20 protein-coding genes are annotated in these 15,270 nt (G+C 64.8%); 14 read left to right on the forward strand and 6 right to left on the reverse strand.

The window, feature by feature from the left end:
• Positions 1–34 precede the first annotated feature (34 nt).
• Positions 35–490 carry a MaoC family dehydratase gene (locus ACFQNJ_RS03665; RefSeq protein WP_382253908.1) on the forward strand — a complete coding sequence of 152 codons (456 nt, stop codon included), beginning with the start codon at positions 35–37 and terminating at the stop codon, positions 488–490.
• Between the two features lie 18 nt (positions 491–508).
• On the opposite strand, the gene ACFQNJ_RS03670 is transcribed toward ACFQNJ_RS03665, so the two are convergent.
• From ACFQNJ_RS03670 to ACFQNJ_RS03680, 3 genes are all read right to left on the reverse strand, one after another.
• Positions 509–832 carry a hypothetical protein gene (locus ACFQNJ_RS03670; protein ID WP_374641194.1) on the reverse strand — a complete coding sequence of 108 codons (324 nt, stop codon included), beginning with the start codon at positions 830–832 and terminating at the stop codon, positions 509–511.
• Positions 833–980: 148 nt separating this feature from the next.
• On the reverse strand, positions 981–1,454 hold the full coding sequence (gene trmL / locus ACFQNJ_RS03675) for a tRNA (uridine(34)/cytosine(34)/5-carboxymethylaminomethyluridine(34)-2'-O)-methyltransferase TrmL (RefSeq protein WP_382253910.1): 474 nt from the start codon (positions 1,452–1,454) through the stop codon (positions 981–983).
• Between the two features lie 153 nt (positions 1,455–1,607).
• Positions 1,608–2,258, reverse strand: coding sequence for a ComF family protein (locus ACFQNJ_RS03680; RefSeq protein ID WP_382253912.1), 651 nt, complete (start codon positions 2,256–2,258; stop codon positions 1,608–1,610).
• A 124-nt stretch (positions 2,259–2,382) separates the two neighbouring features.
• Between ACFQNJ_RS03680 and ACFQNJ_RS03685 the strand changes: the two genes are divergently transcribed.
• The 8 genes from ACFQNJ_RS03685 to ACFQNJ_RS03720 all read left to right on the forward strand — a co-directional run bounded on the left by ACFQNJ_RS03685 (position 2,383) and on the right by ACFQNJ_RS03720 (position 8,733).
• The gene (locus ACFQNJ_RS03685) at positions 2,383–3,222 is read left to right on the forward strand and encodes a class I SAM-dependent methyltransferase (protein ID WP_382254603.1); all 840 of its coding nucleotides are present in this window, start codon (positions 2,383–2,385) and stop codon (positions 3,220–3,222) included.
• Between the two features lie 191 nt (positions 3,223–3,413).
• Complete coding sequence (locus tag ACFQNJ_RS03690) at positions 3,414–3,869, forward strand: DUF2244 domain-containing protein (protein WP_382253913.1); 456 nt, start codon at positions 3,414–3,416, stop codon at positions 3,867–3,869.
• A 102-nt stretch (positions 3,870–3,971) separates the two neighbouring features.
• The gene (coxB, locus tag ACFQNJ_RS03695) at positions 3,972–5,168 is read left to right on the forward strand and encodes a cytochrome c oxidase subunit II (RefSeq protein WP_382254605.1); all 1,197 of its coding nucleotides are present in this window, start codon (positions 3,972–3,974) and stop codon (positions 5,166–5,168) included.
• Between the two features lie 45 nt (positions 5,169–5,213).
• Positions 5,214–6,830, forward strand: a complete 1,617-nt coding sequence (gene ctaD, locus ACFQNJ_RS03700) for a cytochrome c oxidase subunit I (RefSeq protein WP_374641190.1) — start codon at positions 5,214–5,216, stop codon at positions 6,828–6,830.
• A 10-nt stretch (positions 6,831–6,840) separates the two neighbouring features.
• A complete protein-coding gene (locus ACFQNJ_RS03705; RefSeq protein ID WP_374641189.1) occupies positions 6,841–6,951 on the forward strand; it encodes a cytochrome oxidase small assembly protein in 111 nt (36 codons plus the stop codon).
• A gap of 30 nt (positions 6,952–6,981) precedes the next feature.
• The gene (locus tag ACFQNJ_RS03710; protein WP_374641188.1) at positions 6,982–7,590 is read left to right on the forward strand and encodes a cytochrome c oxidase assembly protein; all 609 of its coding nucleotides are present in this window, start codon (positions 6,982–6,984) and stop codon (positions 7,588–7,590) included.
• Positions 7,590–7,796 carry a DUF2970 domain-containing protein gene (locus ACFQNJ_RS03715; RefSeq protein WP_374641187.1) on the forward strand — a complete coding sequence of 69 codons (207 nt, stop codon included), beginning with the start codon at positions 7,590–7,592 and terminating at the stop codon, positions 7,794–7,796. The genes ACFQNJ_RS03710 and ACFQNJ_RS03715 overlap by 1 nt, the downstream gene beginning before the upstream one ends.
• Positions 7,797–7,851: 55 nt before the next feature.
• Positions 7,852–8,733, forward strand: coding sequence for a cytochrome c oxidase subunit 3 (locus ACFQNJ_RS03720; RefSeq protein ID WP_374641186.1), 882 nt, complete (start codon positions 7,852–7,854; stop codon positions 8,731–8,733).
• Between the two features lie 88 nt (positions 8,734–8,821).
• Here the strand turns inward: ACFQNJ_RS03720 and ACFQNJ_RS03725 are convergent, their stop codons facing one another.
• Positions 8,822–9,067 (reverse strand): twin transmembrane helix small protein, encoded by a 246-nt coding sequence (locus tag ACFQNJ_RS03725; RefSeq protein WP_374641185.1) that lies wholly within the window; start codon positions 9,065–9,067, stop codon positions 8,822–8,824.
• Between the two features lie 32 nt (positions 9,068–9,099).
• Here ACFQNJ_RS03725 and ACFQNJ_RS03730 point away from each other — a divergent pair, with 32 nt between their 5' ends.
• The 5 genes from ACFQNJ_RS03730 to ACFQNJ_RS03750 are packed head-to-tail and all read left to right on the forward strand — an operon-like array spanning position 9,100 to position 13,221.
• Positions 9,100–9,843 (forward strand): SURF1 family protein, encoded by a 744-nt coding sequence (locus ACFQNJ_RS03730; protein ID WP_382253916.1) that lies wholly within the window; start codon positions 9,100–9,102, stop codon positions 9,841–9,843.
• Positions 9,794–10,513 carry an SCO family protein gene (locus tag ACFQNJ_RS03735; RefSeq protein WP_382253917.1) on the forward strand — a complete coding sequence of 240 codons (720 nt, stop codon included), beginning with the start codon at positions 9,794–9,796 and terminating at the stop codon, positions 10,511–10,513. Before ACFQNJ_RS03730 ends, ACFQNJ_RS03735 begins: the two co-directional genes overlap by 50 nt.
• Positions 10,514–10,527: 14 nt before the next feature.
• Positions 10,528–11,673 carry a COX15/CtaA family protein gene (locus ACFQNJ_RS03740; protein WP_382253918.1) on the forward strand — a complete coding sequence of 382 codons (1,146 nt, stop codon included), beginning with the start codon at positions 10,528–10,530 and terminating at the stop codon, positions 11,671–11,673.
• The gene (cyoE, locus tag ACFQNJ_RS03745) at positions 11,673–12,584 is read left to right on the forward strand and encodes a heme o synthase (RefSeq protein ID WP_382253920.1); all 912 of its coding nucleotides are present in this window, start codon (positions 11,673–11,675) and stop codon (positions 12,582–12,584) included. Before ACFQNJ_RS03740 ends, cyoE begins: the two co-directional genes overlap by 1 nt.
• Position 12,585: 1 nt before the next feature.
• On the forward strand, positions 12,586–13,221 hold the full coding sequence (locus tag ACFQNJ_RS03750) for an SCO family protein (RefSeq protein ID WP_382253922.1): 636 nt from the start codon (positions 12,586–12,588) through the stop codon (positions 13,219–13,221).
• 35 nt (positions 13,222–13,256) lie between these two features.
• Here the strand turns inward: ACFQNJ_RS03750 and ACFQNJ_RS03755 are convergent, their stop codons facing one another.
• Both ACFQNJ_RS03755 and ACFQNJ_RS03760 read right to left on the reverse strand, forming a co-directional pair.
• Entirely contained in the window at positions 13,257–14,180 is a 924-nt protein-coding gene (locus ACFQNJ_RS03755) for a Bug family tripartite tricarboxylate transporter substrate binding protein (protein ID WP_382254608.1), read from the reverse strand.
• Between the two features lie 41 nt (positions 14,181–14,221).
• On the reverse strand, positions 14,222–15,250 hold the full coding sequence (locus ACFQNJ_RS03760; RefSeq protein ID WP_382253923.1) for a CDP-6-deoxy-delta-3,4-glucoseen reductase: 1,029 nt from the start codon (positions 15,248–15,250) through the stop codon (positions 14,222–14,224).
• Positions 15,251–15,270 lie beyond the last annotated feature (20 nt).

Here is a 15,270-nt window from a genome sequence, read left to right on the forward strand (position 1 = left end):
TGTCGCACCTGCGGCACCGCTAGAGTGGCACCGCATGAAGACCTTCCAATCTTTGGCCGAACTGGCCGCCTGTGTGGGCCAGGACGTGGCCGTCAGCGACTGGGTGACCATCACCCAGGAACGCATCAACGGGTTTGCCGACGTCACCGGCGATCACCAGTGGATCCATGTCGATGCCGAGCGTGCGAAAGCAGGGCCCTTTGGTGCGCCGATCGCGCACGGGTACCTGACCTTGTCGCTGTTGCCGGTGTTTTTCGACTCCGCGTTGGCGGTTCAGGGGGTGCGCATGGGCGTCAACTACGGCCTGAACAAGGTGCGTTTTCCCGCACCGGTGCCGGTGAACAGTCGCCTGCGGGGGTGTTTGCACCTCATGGCGGCCGAGCCGCTGGAGGGCAATGGGTACCAGTTCATCTGGCGATTGAGTGTCGAGCGCGAAGGCAGCGACCGTCCGGTGTGCGTGGCCGAGGCGCTGGTGCGCCAGTACCCCTGATGTCCGGCGGCGTGTCCCTTACCTGATGCGGGTGAGCTGGCTGGGCGCAATCCAGCCCTGAAACACCGACATCACCCGGTTGATGCGCTCGGCAGCGATGCTCTGGCTGTGCTGCTGGGAGATCAGCTGGTACGCCTCGTTGCGCAGCAACCAGAGTTCCTGCACCCGGCGCGCGCGGTCCACCTGGTGCCGCAAGCGGTCGACAGGAAGGCCTTCGCAATCTTCCACGCACTTGAGCAGGGCACTTCGGATGGTCTGCAGGTCCTTGAGGGTCGCCATGCGGCGGGGGGTGGCGTGCGGCTGCAAGGCCACGCGAAACAGTCGGTCAATGACGGTGATCAATGGAGACTCCCTGCGATCGGTGTGACCGCGTGATGGGACTGGCCTGATCGGTTGGGTCGTGGCCAGTGGTTGATCGAACAGGTGGAAATTGTGCTCCCGTGGTTGCCAGCATGGTGGGGTGGGGCCTCCAGGGGGCAGGTGACTTGTGTCACGGCTGCACGGCTGAAAAGTGGTTCTGCCGCCACGCCTCAAAGGCAATGACCGCCACCGCATTGGACAGGTTCAGGCTGCGCTGGCCGGCACGCATGGGCAACTTCAGTTGCTGCACGGGCGGGATGGCGTCACGCACCGCATCGGGCAGACCCTGGCTCTCGGAGCCGAAAACGAACCAGTCGCCGGGCCGGAAGGCCACGTCATGGGCAATCCTCGTAGCGCGGGTGGTCAGGGCAAACAGCCGGCCGGGGGCCGGTTGCTCCTGTTCGATCAGCGCCTGCCATGACCCATGGCGGCGAACCTGAGCGTACTCATGGTAATCAAGGCCGGCGCGCCGCATCTGCTTGTCATCCATGGAAAAACCCAGCGGCTCGACCAGATGCAGATGACAGCCGGTGTTCGCACACAGGCGAATCACATTGCCCGTGTTGGGCGGTATTTCCGGAGCAACCAGAACGATGTGGAACATGGCGGCGCGTCTGCGGGGACTTTCGCTGTCCTGGCCGCCGTTTCAACGGTCTTTCGGCCCCTCTCCCTTGGCTGCGCGGATGATACTGCCTGAATGAGTTTGGATTACCGCGCAGTTGTCATGCATGCGGCATCCTTCACGGATGGTCGGCCTTCAGGGTGTTCTGGCCAGCACGGCGGCCGACACCGACGTGGCCCCGGCCGCCAACAGGGCGTGTGCCGCCTTCTGCAGCGTCGCACCGGTGGTGACCACATCATCGACCAGCATCACATGGGCACCGCGCAGGCCTTTCACGAACTGAGGCGCCACCGCAAATGCGCGGTCCAGGTTGTCCAGCCGCTGACGCCGGTTGAGGGTGTGCTGGTCCGGCAACCCGCCGCGCCGGGTCATGGCCAGCGGACGGCCCTTGCCCCGGAGTGTCGGGTGCCAGCCGACCAGACGCCGGGCCAGCTCCCACGACTGGTTGTAGCCACGCTGCGCCAGGCGATCGAGCGACAGCGGGATCGGGACCACGAGATCGCATCGGGCGGCCAGTTGACCCAGACCCGCGGCCGAGGCCAGCACCGCCGCCAGTGCGGGTGCCAGACCGCAGTCCCCGGAGAACTTGAAGCGCGTGATGAGCCGGTCCCAGGGGTAGCCGTAGTCCACGGCCGTGACGATGGTGGATATGGCACCGTCGGCCACGGACGGGGCATGACCCTCGGGTGGGACGAAGGTCTGCAGACAGGGGGCGCAAACGGGGCCGCCGGGCCACCTGCCACAGACCTGGCAGGCAGACGCTCCGAAGCGAATTCCTGCGGGCATGCGGGTGATCATGCGGCCAATATACTGGCGGCCCGTGTCCATTTTTGCGCCTGCCATCGTGTCCATCCCCCGTCCTGATGAAGTCCCGGTGCCAGGTCTTGATCAGACCGCTGCACGGCGCTGGATGGCCCGCGTCCCGGCGGCCAGCCCCTGGCTGCACGAGGAGGTCGCGCGGCGCATGGCGCAGCGGCTTCAATGGTTCCGGCAGCAGCCCGCCAACTGGCTGCATTGGGAGCCGGCCAATGGCGGATTGGAGGCGCACAGACTGCTGCTGCAGCAGATGCCACAGGCCCAGGCCAGCATCTGGTCCGGGCAAGCGGCGGTGGCGGCGCTGCTGCAGCCGACCGGGCCGCGTCGGTCCTGGCTGCCTTCCGGTTGGGGACGCAGTCGCCAGGCCGTGCTGGCGATCGAGCCTCCGGCCCCGACCGACATGTTGTGGGCCAACATGTGCCTGCACCTGCAGGCTCACCCTCAGACCCTGCTGCGCCAGTGGCAGGGCCTGGTCCGACCCCAAGGGTTCCTGATGTTCTCCTGCCTGGGGCCGGACAGCCTGCGGGAGTTGCATCGGCTGTACGCTGACCTGGGCTGGCACGCGCCTTCGCACCCCTTCACCGACATGCACGACTGGGGTGACATGCTGGTGCAGGCCGGATTTGCCGAGCCGGTCATGGACATGGAGCGCATCGTTCTGACCTGGTCGACCGCGCAGGCCATGCTCGACGAATTGCGCGACACCGGGCGCAACCTGCATGCCGCGCGGCCCGCCGGGCTGCGCGGCCGCGCCTGGCGACAAACACTGATCCAGGCCATCGAAGAGCGGATGCCCCGCAGCACCGATGGCAGGCTGCAGCTGACCTTCGAGATCATCTACGGTCACGCCTATCAGGGGGAACCCCGCCGCAAGGATCCCTCCCGGGTGCCGCTGGACGACATGCGTGCCATGCTTCGGCGGCCACGGGGCTGACGCGCACCAGTCTCCCGATACCTCGGTCGGCTATGCGGCCATGCCGGCGCCGCGAGGCCGCTACAATTGACATAAATCAAATTGACATAAGTCAAACTCTCCAGGGCATTTTCCCTGTCGCGCCGGTCCTTGTGGCCGGCGTTTCCTTGACCGGTGGTTCGGGAATGAGTGTCAGTGTCGACGGATACCGGATGGCCCATGCCACCGACAACGGTCTGCAATGGACCCTGCGCCGCAACTGCTCGGTGACGCCCGCGCAGTTGTGGTGGACTTACGGGTTGCTATGTGCGGTGTCGCTGGCGGTGGCTGGATTTTTCTGGTGGCAGGGGGCGACCCTGGTGCTGCCGTTTGCGGCGCTTGAATTGCTGGCAGTGGGAGTGGCCTTCCTCTTCTACGCACGGCACGCGGTGGACCGGGAGCAGATCCGGGTCTCCCCCGGCCTGCTGGTGGTGGAGCGGGAGGTGGCGGGTCGGGTGTCGCGCAGCGAGTTTCCCGGTCCGTGGGTGGAAATTGCCCTGTCCCGCGAGGCCGGGCAGCTGGTCGAGGTCCGTTCGGGTGTCCGGTCAGAGCGCGTGGGGCGTTACCTGCGCGCTGATCTGCGTCCGGCGCTGGCAAGGGAGCTTCGCCGGGCGTTGGCGTATGGGTGAGTTTGTGGGTTATCCCTGAAAGGATGCCCTGGGAAAGTTTGGTCTAATTGGATTGATATAAATCAATACTTATATTTGAGGCGTACAACCGTGAGCACGACGATGAAAGAGGGTCAATCCCTGCGATCCCGCCTGAAGGCCCTGCGCGCCACCACGACCGCCGCGGCCCTTGGCGCGGGTGTCTGGCTGGAGGTGGCGGCACAGCAGGCCGTGAACGACCTGCCGGGCGGACCGGCGGTGAACCAGCTGAACTTCCACCCCCCGGTCACCAAGATCGCGGAGGAACAGCACTGGCTGCACTGGTTCATGCTGATCATCTGCACGGTGATCTTCGTGCTCGTGTTCGGGGTGATGTTCTATTCCATCCTCAAGCACCGCAAGTCGGTGGGCCACAAGTCGCAGGAACTGGCCGAGCCGATCTGGGTGGAGCTGGGCTGGACCATCGTGCCGCTGCTGATCGTCATCGGCATGGCGCTGCCGGCGACCAAGGTGCTGGTGGCCCAGAAGGACACCACCAACAGCGACCTGACCATCAAGGCCACGGGCATGCAGTGGAAGTGGGGCTACGACTACATCAAGGGTGAAGGCGAGGGCATCGGCTTCCTGTCCACACTGGACAACAGCCACCGTGTCATGTCCAACAGCGGCAAGCCCGAGGCGGTGGATGACTACCTGCTCAAGGTCGACAACCCGCTGGTCGTGCCGGTCGGCAAGAAGGTCCGCATCATCACCACCGCCAACGACGTGATCCACGCCTGGATGGTGCCGGCGTTCGGCGTCAAGCAGGACGCCATCCCCGGTTTCGTGCGCGACACCTGGTTCCGTGCCGAAAAGACCGGCGATTTCTACGGCCAGTGCGCCGAGCTGTGTGGCAAGGAGCACGCCTACATGCCGATCCATGTGAAGGTGGTGACCGCCGAGGAATACACCAAGTGGGTTGATGAGAAGAAGAAGGCCATGGCCGCAGCGGCGGATGACCCGAACAAGGTGTGGACGCTGACCGACCTGGTCAAGCGCGGCGAGTCCGTCTATGCCGCCAACTGCGCCGCCTGCCACCAGGCCAACGGCAAGGGTGCCGGCCCGATCAAGCCGCTGGACGGCTCGGCCATCGTGACCGATGCCGATCACCTGAAGATGACCGAGATCATGCTCAACGGCGCTGCCGGTGGAGCCATGCCTGCCTGGAAACAGCTGTCCGACACCGAGCTGGCGGCAGTCATGACCTACGCCAAGAACAGCTGGTCCAACCAGACCCAGCAGATCGTGCAGCCCGCCCAGGTGGTGGCCGCGCGCAAGTGAGCGGGTTGAGACCCACCAGGAATTCGAGTTTCAAAGGAAAACGACATGAGTGCAGTTCTTGACCATCACGACGCGCACGATCACGACCACCACCACGCGCCGGCTGGCTGGCGCCGCTGGGTGTTCGCCACCAACCACAAGGACATCGGTACCCTGTACCTGCTGTTCTCGTTCGCCATGCTCATGGTCGGCGGCGTGCTGGCGCTGGGTATCCGCGCCGAGCTGTTCCAGCCCGGCCTGCAACTGGTGAATCCTGAGCTGTTCAACCAGCTGACCACCATGCACGGCATCATCATGGTGTTCGGTGCGATCATGCCGGCCTTCGTGGGTTTCGCGAACTGGATGCTGCCGCTGCAGATCGGTGCCTCCGACATGGCCTTTGCCCGGATGAACAACTTCAGCTTCTGGCTGATGATTCCGGCGGCCGTGATCATCGTGCTGTCGTTCTTCATGCCCGGTGGCGCACCGGCTGCCGGCTGGACGCTGTACGCGCCGCTGACCCTGCAGATGGGTCCCTCGATGGATGCAGCCATCTTCGCGATGCACATCCTGGGTGCCTCGTCGATCATGGGCTCGATCAACATCATCGTGACCATCCTCAACATGCGTGCCCCCGGCATGACGTTGATGAAGATGCCGATGTTCGCCTGGACCTGGCTGATCACCGCCTACCTGCTGATCGCCGTGATGCCTGTGCTGGCCGGCGCCATCACCATGACGCTGACCGACCGCCACTTCGGCACCAGCTTCTTCAACCCGGCCGGTGGCGGTGACCCGGTGATGTACCAGCACATCTTCTGGTTCTTCGGTCACCCCGAGGTCTACATCATGATCCTGCCCGCGTTCGGCATCGTCAGCCACGTGGTCTCGACCTTCTCGCGCAAGAAGCTGTTCGGCTACGCCTCCATGGTGTACGCCACCGGATCCATCGCCATCCTGTCCTTCGTCGTGTGGGCGCACCACATGTTCACCACCGGCATGCCGGTGACGGGTCAGCTGTTCTTCATGTACAGCACGATGCTGATCGCCGTGCCCACGGGCGTGAAGATCTTCAATTGGATCGCCACCATGTGGAAGGGTTCGATGACTTTCGAAACCCCGATGCTGTGGGCTGTCGGCTTCATCTTCGTGTTCACCATGGGTGGCTTCACGGGTCTGATGCTGTCCATGGCGCCCATCGACATCAACTTCCAGGACACCTACTATGTCGTGGCGCACTTCCACTACGTGCTGGTGGCCGGTTCGCTGTTCGCCATGTTTGCCGGCGTGTACTACTGGCTGCCCAAATGGACCGGCGTGATGTACAGCGAGACGCGCGGCAAGCTGCACTTCTGGTGGTCGATGATTTCCTTCAACGTCACCTTCTTCCCGATGCACTTCCTGGGCTTGGCCGGCATGCCCCGCCGCTACGCCGACTACCCGATGCAGTTCGCCGACTTCAACATGATCGCGTCGGTGGGTGCCTTCTTCTTCGGCTTTGCGCAGGTGTACTTCTTCCTGTTCGTGGTGCTGCCCGCCATGCGCGGCAAGGGCCAGCCTGCCCCGCAGAAGCCCTGGGAAGGTGCGGTTGGTCTGGAGTGGGAAGTGCCTTCGCCCGCCCCGCATCACACCTTTGAAAACCCGCCCAAGCTGGACGCCACCGCGACCCGCGTGATCGGCTGAGGTGGTACCGATGAACGAAGAGATGCGCCGCAAGAACGTCCGCCTGGGCCTGATCCTGGCCTCGGTGGCGGCGGCGTTCCTGATCGGATTTGTGGCCAAGCTGGCCTTGCTGGGCGGCTGACGCCGGACGGCACGGAAGCGACGACGCACCATGGGAATCCAACGCGAGAACTGGAAGATGGTTGGCAAGCTCAGCGTGATTGCGCTGGGCATGTTCGGCTTCGGCTATGCGCTGGTGCCGATCTATCGCCACATCTGTGAGGCCTTGGGCATCAACGTGCTGGCCATCTCGGAGCGTCAGGTGCCCGGCCTGTCCAAGGCCGACCCTCTGAACACGCAGGTCGACCGGTCTCGCAAGATCACGGTGGAGTTCGACACCAATGTGCGTGGTCCCTGGGATTTCAAGCCCGCCGTTCGCCACATCGAGGTGCATCCGGGTGAACTGACCACGGTGGTCTACGAGTTCCAGAACATCCAGAACCGGACCATGGCGGCGCAGGCCATTCCCAGCTACGCGCCCAAGCAGTCGGCAGCCCACTTCAACAAGCTCGAGTGCTTCTGCTTCACGCAGTACACCCTCGCACCGGGTGAGAAGAAGGAGTGGCCGGTGGCGTTTGTCATCGATCCCAAGTTGCCCAAGGACGTCACCACCATCACCCTGTCCTACACGTTCTTCGAAGTCGGTGGCAAGACGCCAGCGGCTCCCGGCGCGACGGTGGGGCAGGTGCCCGCGGTGTCCAGCAAGTCCGGAGCGGTCTGATGAACGAGCCGTTGCATCGCCGCAAGGGTTCCCTGCCCGCCACCGTGAAGGCCGTGCTGTGGGGTTTCCTGGGGGTGCGTCGCCAGGCCGATTACCAGAAGGACATCGCCCAGCTCAATCCGCTGCACATCATTGCGGTCGGTGTGGTGATGGCTTTTCTGTTCGTGCTGGCCCTGATCCTGATCGTCAACTGGGTGGCCGGATGATCCCCGGCGCCCGAAACAAGCAATCAATACAAGCGAAAGCAAACTAGGAGTGAGCATGTCCGCAGCAACCCATGGCTCGACGCCGTATTACTACGTCCCCGGGCTCTCGCGCCATCCGGCGCTCTCCGCCTTCGGGCTGTTTTTCGTGATCCTGGGCGCAGGCCAGTGGATCAATGGCAGCGAGTGGGGCAAATGGTCGCTGGTCTTTGGTCTGGTCTTCTGGCTGGTGATCCTGTTCCAGTGGTTCAGCGACGCCATCAGCGAAAGCGAAGGCGGCATGTACGGGCGCAAGATCGACATCTCCTACCGCTGGAGCATGAGCTGGTTCATCTTCTCGGAGGTGATGTTCTTCGGTGCCTTCTTCACCGCCCTGTGGTGGGCCCGCGTGCAGTCGGTGCCGAACCTTGGCAACATCGAGAATGCGCTGATCTGGCCGGACTTCACCTCGGTGTGGCCCAGCCTGCAGGCCGGCGCCACCGCGTCGCCTGGCAACATCGTCGAGCCCTTCCAGACGGTGGGCCCGTTCTGGCTGCCCACCATCAACACCGCGCTGCTGCTGACCTCGGGCGTGACGCTGACCATTGCGCACCACGCCCTGCAGGCGGGCAACCGTGCCAAGACCATCGCCTTCATGTGGATGACGGTGCTGCTGGGCGTGATCTTCCTGTTCGTCCAGGGCTACGAGTACTACCACGCCTATGTGGATCTGAACCTCAAGCTCAACTCGGGCATCTTCGGTTCCACCTTCTTCATGCTGACCGGCTTCCACGGCTTCCACGTGTTTGTCGGCATGCTGATGCTGCTGTTCATCACGCTGCGCCTGCAGAAGGGCCACTTCACCAAGGACCGTCACTTCGGTTTCGAAGGCGCCGCCTGGTACTGGCACTTCGTGGACGTGGTCTGGCTGGGCCTGTACATCCTGGTTTACTGGATGTGAGTGTCTGATGGACCTAAAAAAAAAGCGCCCTCGGGCGCTTTTCTGTTTGTGAGGGTGGACCTAAGGTGTCGCGATCACCGCAGGGTGTTCAGCGCTGAAGCGGGAGACCGGTGGGCTGTATCCAGCCCATGAAATAGCTGATCAGCACGATGACAAACAGCAGGATGGAAAATCCCACCCGAAACGCCAGTGCTTTGGCCATGCGACCACGCCTGGCATCGCTGCCGGCGTCCCCCGCATCCTCCTGGGTGCTGCCGCCCCGCATCATGAAGACCAGAGCGGCTCCCAGACTGCCGATGATGGCGACAAACGCGGCAATGACAAGGTATTTCATGCACACGATTATCGAGGCGATGTCTGCCAGTCATGCGCACCGTTGAGGCAAATCCTCCCCGTGGGCTGAGGTTCTGGATCGTGACCCTGGCTTGCCTGGTCACGATGGGGGTGACCGCGTCGCTGGGGATCTGGCAACTGGGTCGCGCTGACCAGAAGATGGGCTTGCAGAACGCCATCGACCGCCAGATGGCCCTCCCCCCGCTGGATGTCGATGGCCTGCTGGGCACGTCCCCTCTGGATGGGGTCATCCACCGGTCTGCGCGCTTGCGCGGGACCTGGGAGGACCGGGCCACGGTCTTTCTGGACAACCGGTCGATGGGCGGTCAGGCAGGTTTTCATGTGGTCACGCCGTTGAGGCTGGCCGGCTCCGATGCCCGGGTGCTGGTGGTCAGGGGCTGGGTACCCAGAGACTTTCAGGACCGGACCCGAGTGCCCCGCGTTCCCACCCCGGAGGGCGAGGTTCTGCTTGAAGGACGGCTGGCACCACCGCCGTCCAGGTATTACGAGCTGGGTGACCCGGGGCAGGGAGTCATCCGGCAAAATATCGAGGTGGCAGCGTTCTCCCGGGAAACCGGACTGGCGTTGCTGGATCTGTCCCTGCTGCAGACCGGCGAGACCGACGACGGTCTGCGCCGGGAGTGGCCCAAGATCGCTGCCGATGTGCACAAGCACTACGGCTACGCGGCCCAATGGTTTGGTTTGTGTGCCCTCGCGGGCATTCTCTATGTCTGGTTCCAATTCATCCAACCCCGACGCCGCCGGCGGACGACGTGACGAGCTGCTCACGATGACGGTGCACTCCCTGCCTGCACCCGGTGAGGTGGCTGCCGCGGATGCGGCACGCACCCGCAGCGGCCGCTGGAAGATGCTGCTGATGCTGCTGGTGGCGGCCTCGCCGGTCATTGCGTCCTATTTCACCTACTATGTGATCCGACCCGAGGGGCGGCGCAACTATGGCGAGTTGATCGACCCGCAACGTCCGCTCCCTGCCTGGCAAGGCGTGGATGCCCAGGGCCAGTCCGTGCCGCTCAGCAGCCTGCGCGATCAGTGGCTGCTCGTCAGTGTGGCCGACAGCAGTTGTACCGAACTCTGCCGCAACCACCTCTATCTGCAGCGACAGATGCGGGAGGCGCTGGGCAAGGAGAAGGACCGGCTGGACTGGGTCTGGTTGCGTACCGGTGAGGGCGACATTCCCGAGGACATCCGTGCGGGTGTGTCCGCGGCCAAGGTGCTGAAGGTCAATGAAGCGGATCTGGCCGGATGGCTGGTACCTGCGCCCGGTCAGCGGCTGCAGGACCACCTCTACGTGGTCGACCCGATCGGCAACTGGATGATGCGCTTTCCTGCCCAGGTCGATCCCAAGCAAGCGCGCCGGGACATCGAACGCCTGTTGCGGGCGTCGGCGTTCTGGGACCGTCCGGGCCGTCCGGGCGACCCGTCCTGAGCGGAGGAGCCGACGTGGACAGCACGCCGTTGTACGACTGGGCACCGGTGGCGCGCCTCATGCTGCTGGGCGTCGTCCTGGCCATGGGACCGCTGGCCTGGATCTGGCTGCGCAACCGACAGGCCGCGCCGGCGCAGCGCCTGAAGGCGCTGACCCTGCTCACCCTGTTCCTGACCTTTGACCTGGTGTTGTTTGGCGCGTTCACGCGGCTGACCGACTCGGGGCTGGGCTGTCCGGACTGGCCCGGTTGCTACGGCAGCGCCAGTCCCCTGGGGGCCCATCAGGAGATCCGTGAAGCCCAGACGGCGATGCCCACCGGGCCCGTCACCTTCTCCAAGGCGTGGATCGAGATGATCCACCGCTATCTGGCCACCGCCGTCGGTGTCCTCATCATCGTGATGACCGCCGTGAGCTGGCTGGAGCGCCGGCGCCTGGCCATCTCGCCATGGTGGCCCACCGTCACCCTCATCTGGGTCTGTCTGCAGGGAGCGTTCGGTGCCCTGACGGTCACCATGAAGCTGTTTCCGGCCATCGTGACCATGCACCTGCTGGGCGGGCTGATCCTGTTGGCCCTGCTCAGGGCGCAGTCCGTCTGGCTCGGGGCAGGGGCTGCCGGTGTCGGCTCGGCGGCCAACGTGCCTCGTCTGGCGATTTGGCTTGTGTTCGGTCTGCTCTGGTGCCAGGTGGCCCTGGGTGGATGGGTGAGCACCAACTATGCGGTCCTGGCCTGCCGCGACTTCCCGACCTGCCAGGGCAGCTGGTGGCCCGCCATGGACTTCCTGCGGGGCTTCGAGTTCTGGCGTGAACTGGGTGAAAGCCGGTCTGGCGACGCCATCCCGTTTGCCGCGCTGACCGCCATCCACTACACCCATCGCCTGTTTGCCTATGTGGTGCTGCTGGCCCTGGGATGGCTGGCGTGGCGTCTGTGGACGCAGCCCGAAACCCGCGGCGTTGCCCGCTGGGTGCTGATCCTGGCCGCCTGGCAATTGCTGACCGGCGTCTCGAACGTGGTGCTGGAGTGGCCGCTGCTGGCGGCGGTGTCCCACACCGGCGGTGCTGCTGGCCTGGTGATCGTGCTCACCGGTGTGCTGGTCGCCGCGCGTCGGGCCGATACCTCCCGCGTACCATTTACCTCTTCCACCGTTTCCCGTCCCGTCTGATGAGTACTGCCCCACTGGCCGCGCCCATGCCCAATGCCTGGCGCCAGTTCTATGCCCTGACCAAGCCCCGGGTGGTGCAGCTGATCGTGTTCTGCGCGCTGATCGGCATGGTGCTGGCGGTTCCCGGTCTGCCTGACTTCCAGGAAGTGGGGGTGGCTTTGCTGGCCTGCCTGGGCATCTGGCTGGTGGCCGGCGCCGCGGCCGCCTTCAATTGTGTGGTCGAGCAGCGCATCGATGCCAAGATGCGTCGCACCGCCTGGCGACCGACGGCCAAGGGCGAGCTGTCCAACCTCCAGACCCTGAGCTTTTCGGCCGCGCTGTGTGCGGCGGGTTCGCTCATCCTGTACGTCTGGGTCAACCCGCTGACCATGTGGCTGACCTTTGCCACCTTCGTCGGCTACGCCGTGATCTACACCGTGGTGCTCAAGCCGCTGACACCGCAGAACATCGTGATCGGTGGCGCTTCCGGTGCCATGCCGCCGGTGCTGGGCTGGGCGGCGATGACCGGCGAGGTGTCGCCCGAGTCGCTGATCCTGTGCCTGATCATCTTCCTGTGGACGCCGCCGCACTTCTGGGCGCTGGCGCTGTACCGGGTGGAGGACTACCGCAAGTCTGGCTTGCCCATGCTGCCGGTGACGCACGGGTCGGAATTCACCCGGCTGCAGATCCTGCTTTACACCTTCATCCTGTTCGCCGCGTGCCTGATGCCCTTTATGCTGCGCATGAGCGGCTGGTTCTACCTGGTGGCGGCCGTTTTGCTCAATGCGGGCTTCTGTGCCTATGCCTTTGCGCTCTGGCGTGACTACTCGGACGCGCTCGCCCGCAAGACTTTCCGTTTCTCGTTGATCCACCTGTCGCTGCTGTTTGCCGCCATGCTGGTCGACCACTACCTGCCCCGAGGGCCGTTCTGACATGACCGATCGCACGCTTTCTTTCGCACGCCGTGCCTGGCTGGGGCTGGCCCTGGCCTGTGGTGCGCTGGCCCTGTCGGGCTGTTCCGAGCGCAGCGGGGATGGACAGAGCGCCGGTGGCTTCAGCGGCATCGACATCACCGGCGCCGACTACGCGACCACGCTGAACCTGCCGGACCACAATGGCCAGCAGCGGACCCTGGCCGACTTCAAGGGCAAGGTCGTGGTGATCTTCTTCGGCTTCACACAGTGCCCGGATGTCTGCCCGACCTCGCTGACGGAGATGGCCGAAGCCAAGCGGCTGCTGGGCGCGGATGGCGAGCGCCTGCAAGGCCTGTTCGTCAGTGTGGATCCGGAGCGTGACAAGCCCGAGGTCATGCGCGAGTACATGGGCAGTTTCGACCCCAGCTTCCTGGCGATGCACGCCTCGCCCGAGGTGCTGCCCGACGTGGCCAAGCACTTCCGCATCTATTACAAGAAAGTGCCGGGCCAGACCGAGACCAGCTACACCATGGATCACTCCGCCGGCAGCTACATTTACGACACGCAGGGCCGGGTGCGCCTGTACCACCGCTATGGCAGCGGAGCACCGGCACTGGCGGCGGACGTGAAGAAACTGCTGGCCGAGGCTCGCTGAGGCCAGGCACCCACCGGGTGGGTGCCGGTCAACGATCAGTCGACCTTGGCGCCGCTGATCTTCACCAGCCGCTGGTACTTGGTGCGCTCCTGCTTGAGGAACGCATCGAAGGCTTCCGGCGTGCTCGGCGCGGGATCGGCCAGCAGGTTGGCAAATCGTGCCTTGACCTCCGGTGAGCGCAGGGCCTCGGTGAACGCGGTGTTGAGTCGGCGCACGGTGTCGGCGGGTGTCCCGGCTGGCGCAATCAGGCCCCACCAGGTGTCGATCTCAAAGCCGGGCAGGGTTTCGGCCATGGCAGGCACATCGGGCAGCACGCTGCTGCGCTGGGCGGTGGTGACAGCCAGGGCGCGCAGCTTGCCCGCTCGGATGTTGGCTGCTGCGGTGGCCAGGTTGTCGATGTTGTAGTCCACCTGGCCCGAGAGCAGGGCCAGCTGGGCCGGGTTGCCGCCGTTGTAGGGGATGTGCACCGCGAAGATGCCGGCCTGATGCTTGAGCAGTTCGCCGGCCAGATGACCCGCGCTGCCGTTGCCGCCCGACCCGTAGTTGAGCTTGCCCGGGTTGGCTTTGGCGTAGGCGATCAGGTCGGACAGGGAACGGATGTTCAGGCGCTGCGCGGTGTCGGCGTTCATGACCAGCACATTGGGCACACGCAGCATCTGCGTGATCGGTGCGAAGTCCTTGGCCGGGTCATACGGGAGCTTGCTGAACAGCCAGGGGTTGATGCCGTGCGAGGCAGTGGTGGCGATGCCCAGCGTCAGCCCGTCCGGTGCGGCCTTGGCCACGGCACTGACGCCGATGTTGCCGCCTGCGCCGGGGCGGTTCTCGACGATGACCGTCCCCAGCGAGCCCTTGACGGCTTCGGCCAGCACCCGGGCGGTGACGTCGATCGGACCGCCGGCACCAAAGGGCACCACGATGCGGGTGACCTTGTCGGACTGTGCGAGGGCAGGGGCAGCCATCAGGGCCGCAGCGGCCAGGGCCAGGAGTTGTCGGCGGGTGTTCACAGCTTGTCTTTCGCAGAGGTGAAGGAATCGGCAAAGAAGGCCTCGTCGGGCAGGCCGGCGGTGGTGTAGTCGCGCCGGGCCGACTCCACCACGATGGGCGCACCGCAGGCATAGACCTCGTGGCCCGAGAGATCCGGGACGTCCTGCAGCACCGCCTGGTGCACGAAGCCGGTGCGCCCGCTCCAGCCGTCTTCGGGCAGGGCATCGGAGATCACCGGCACATAGCGCAGGTGGGGCATGGCCGCGAGCTGCTCGCGAATCCAGGCGTCCTGGTAAAGGTCGGCCGGACGCCGGCCACCCCAGTAGAGGGTGGCCGGACGGGTGATGCCCTTGTGCTGCATGTGTTCGATGAGCGCCTTGATCGGCGCGAAGCCGGTGCCCGAGGCCAGCAGGATGATGGGTTTGCTGCTGTCCTCCCGCAGGTAGAAGCTGCCGTAGGGGCCTTCGATCCGCAGGATTTCCTTTTCCTTCATGGCACCGAAGACGTGGTCGGTGAACTTGCCGCCGGGCATGTGTCGGATGTGCAGTTCGATGCCGGGCTGTGTGGCCTGCGTGTGGGGGGCGTTGGCCATCGAATAGCTGCGCCGGTCTCCGTCGCGCAACAGGAATTCGACATACTGGCCGGCGTGGTACTGGAAGGCATCCGCCGCGGGCAGTTGCAGCTTCATGACGATCACATCGTGCGAAACACGTTCCAGGCTGTTGACGCGCACCGGCATTTTCTTGATCGGGAAGGCGCCGGCCTCCGTCACCTGGCGCGATTCGATGACCACGTCGGACTGCGCGGTGCCGCAGCAGGTCAGCACGTAGCCGGCCGCTTCCTCGTCGGCGCTCAGCGCCTTGGCCTGGTGCGGCCCGTGGGTGACCTGACCGGACACCAGCTTGCACTTGCAGGAGCCGCACGCGCCGTCCTTGCAGCCATAGGGCAGGCCGATACCCTGACGGATGCCGGCGGCCAGCAGGGTTTCATCGGTGGTGGCGCTGAAGGTGCGGCCGCTGGGTTCGACGGTGATGGTGAATGTCATACTGGCAGGTGATTGGGGCG

This window comes from Hydrogenophaga bisanensis, from assembly GCF_042665135.1.
Classification (GTDB): Bacteria; Pseudomonadota; Gammaproteobacteria; order Burkholderiales; family Burkholderiaceae_C; genus Hydrogenophaga; species Hydrogenophaga bisanensis.

Coding starts and splice junctions, on each gene's coding strand:
- ACFQNJ_RS03760 (WP_382253923.1), bottom strand. CDS start 15,250: ATGACATTCACCATCACCGTCGAACCCAGCGGCCGCACCTTCAGCGCC.
- ACFQNJ_RS03730 (WP_382253916.1), top strand. CDS start 9,100: ATGCGCACCGTTGAGGCAAATCCTCCCCGTGGGCTGAGGTTCTGGATC.
- ACFQNJ_RS03735 (WP_382253917.1), top strand. CDS start 9,794: ATGTCTGGTTCCAATTCATCCAACCCCGACGCCGCCGGCGGACGACGT.
- cyoE (WP_382253920.1), top strand. CDS start 11,673: ATGAGTACTGCCCCACTGGCCGCGCCCATGCCCAATGCCTGGCGCCAG.
- ACFQNJ_RS03685 (WP_382254603.1), top strand. CDS start 2,383: ATGGCCCGCGTCCCGGCGGCCAGCCCCTGGCTGCACGAGGAGGTCGCG.
- ACFQNJ_RS03720 (WP_374641186.1), top strand. CDS start 7,852: ATGTCCGCAGCAACCCATGGCTCGACGCCGTATTACTACGTCCCCGGG.
- ACFQNJ_RS03725 (WP_374641185.1), bottom strand. CDS start 9,067: ATGAAATACCTTGTCATTGCCGCGTTTGTCGCCATCATCGGCAGTCTG.
- ACFQNJ_RS03680 (WP_382253912.1), bottom strand. CDS start 2,258: ATGCCCGCAGGAATTCGCTTCGGAGCGTCTGCCTGCCAGGTCTGTGGC.
- trmL (WP_382253910.1), bottom strand. CDS start 1,454: ATGTTCCACATCGTTCTGGTTGCTCCGGAAATACCGCCCAACACGGGC.
- ACFQNJ_RS03715 (WP_374641187.1), top strand. CDS start 7,590: ATGAACGAGCCGTTGCATCGCCGCAAGGGTTCCCTGCCCGCCACCGTG.
- ACFQNJ_RS03750 (WP_382253922.1), top strand. CDS start 12,586: ATGACCGATCGCACGCTTTCTTTCGCACGCCGTGCCTGGCTGGGGCTG.
- ACFQNJ_RS03665 (WP_382253908.1), top strand. CDS start 35: ATGAAGACCTTCCAATCTTTGGCCGAACTGGCCGCCTGTGTGGGCCAG.
- ctaD (WP_374641190.1), top strand. CDS start 5,214: ATGAGTGCAGTTCTTGACCATCACGACGCGCACGATCACGACCACCAC.
- ACFQNJ_RS03710 (WP_374641188.1), top strand. CDS start 6,982: ATGGGAATCCAACGCGAGAACTGGAAGATGGTTGGCAAGCTCAGCGTG.
- ACFQNJ_RS03755 (WP_382254608.1), bottom strand. CDS start 14,180: ATGGCTGCCCCTGCCCTCGCACAGTCCGACAAGGTCACCCGCATCGTG.
- ACFQNJ_RS03690 (WP_382253913.1), top strand. CDS start 3,414: ATGGCCCATGCCACCGACAACGGTCTGCAATGGACCCTGCGCCGCAAC.
- ACFQNJ_RS03705 (WP_374641189.1), top strand. CDS start 6,841: ATGAACGAAGAGATGCGCCGCAAGAACGTCCGCCTGGGCCTGATCCTG.
- coxB (WP_382254605.1), top strand. CDS start 3,972: ATGAAAGAGGGTCAATCCCTGCGATCCCGCCTGAAGGCCCTGCGCGCC.